This window comes from Streptomyces sp. NPDC005195 (assembly GCF_040608315.1).
GTDB classification, from domain to species: Bacteria; Actinomycetota; Actinomycetes; order Streptomycetales; family Streptomycetaceae; genus Streptomyces; species Streptomyces kaempferi.
On record NZ_JBEXHZ010000346.1, the window covers coordinates 1 to 1,352 of the forward strand.

Below are 1,352 nucleotides of genomic sequence, written 5' to 3' on the forward strand. Positions count from 1 at the left end.
GGTGGCTGGTGGGAGGGCGAGTTCGGCCCAGATGGTCTTCCCGTCGGACTGCTGCCGGGTGCCCCAGCGCTCGGCGAGCTGCGCCACGATGAACAGTCCGCGTCCGCCCTCGTCGAAGGTGCGGGCCCGGCGCAGGTGAGGGGCGGTGTTGGAGCCGTCGGACACCTCGCAGATCAGGGTGTCGTGCCGGATCAGGCGCAGCTGGACGGGGCTGCCGCCGTAGCGGATGGCGTTGGTGACCAGCTCGCTGACTACGAGTTCCGCGAGGAACGCCGCCTCCGGCAGCCCCCAGCGAGCCAACTGCAGCGAGGCCAGATCGCGGGCGCGGGCGACCTCGGAGAGGTCATCCAGCAGCTCCCAGGCGACGGTGTGCCCGTCGTCCAGGGCCCGGGTGCGGGCGACGACGAGAGCGATGTCGTCGCGGGTGCGGTCGTCGACCAGCAGGTCCAGTACGTGCTCGCAGGCCTCCTGCAACGTGGGCTTCGACTCGGAGAGGACTTCGAGCAGACGCTCGAGGCGTTCGTCCAGGCAGTGGCGGGGAGATTCGACGAGGCCGTCGGTGTACAGAGCGAGCAGACTGCCCTCAGGCAGATGGATCTCGGCGGTCTCGAAGGGCAGGCCGCCCACGCCCAGCGGGGGACCGGCCGGGAGGTCGAGGAAGCGGGCGCCCTCCCCGGGGCGCACCACGGCCGGCGGGGGGTGGCCGGCCCGGGCGGCGGTGCACCGCCGCGAGATCGGGTCGTAGACCATGTACAGGCAGGTCGCGACGAACTCGCCGACCTCCGCATCGGCGACCGCGTCCTCGCCCGAGCCCGACGGGGTGGGGGCAGTCTCGCTCTGCAGCCGGATGACGATGTCGTCGAGGTGGGTGAGCAGCTCGTCGGGCGGCAGGTCGATGTCGGCGAGGGTGCGCACCGCGGTACGCAGCCGCCCCATCGCCGCCGAGGCGCGGATGCCGTGCCCGACCACGTCGCCCACGACCAGGGCGACCCGGGCCCCGGACAGCGGGATCACGTCGTACCAGTCGCCCCCCACGCCCACCTCGATATCCGCGGGCAGATAGCGGGCGACCGCCTGCACGGCCGGCTGCGGCGGGACCGCCTGGGGCAGCAGGCTGCGCTGCAGTGCTACCGAGGTGGCACGCTCGTGGGTGTAGCGGCGGGCGTTGTCCACGCACACCGCGGCCCGCGCCGCGATTTCCTGCGCGAGCAGCACGTCGTCGGCGTCGAAGGGGTCCCTGTGCCGGGAGCGGGTGAACAGCGCCGCACCGAGGGTCACCCCGCGGGCGCGCAGCGGGACCGCCAGCGCGGAGTGCGGCGCCTGCGTGCCGGTGCCGTTCGGATCGGCGGGCC

1 protein-coding gene is annotated in these 1,352 nt (G+C 73.6%); it reads right to left on the reverse strand.

Going from position 1 to position 1,352, the window contains the following annotated elements:
• Window positions 1–1,352: SpoIIE family protein phosphatase (locus tag ABZV34_RS39555; RefSeq protein WP_356288164.1), on the reverse strand; the 1,352-nt coding region annotated here is incomplete at both ends.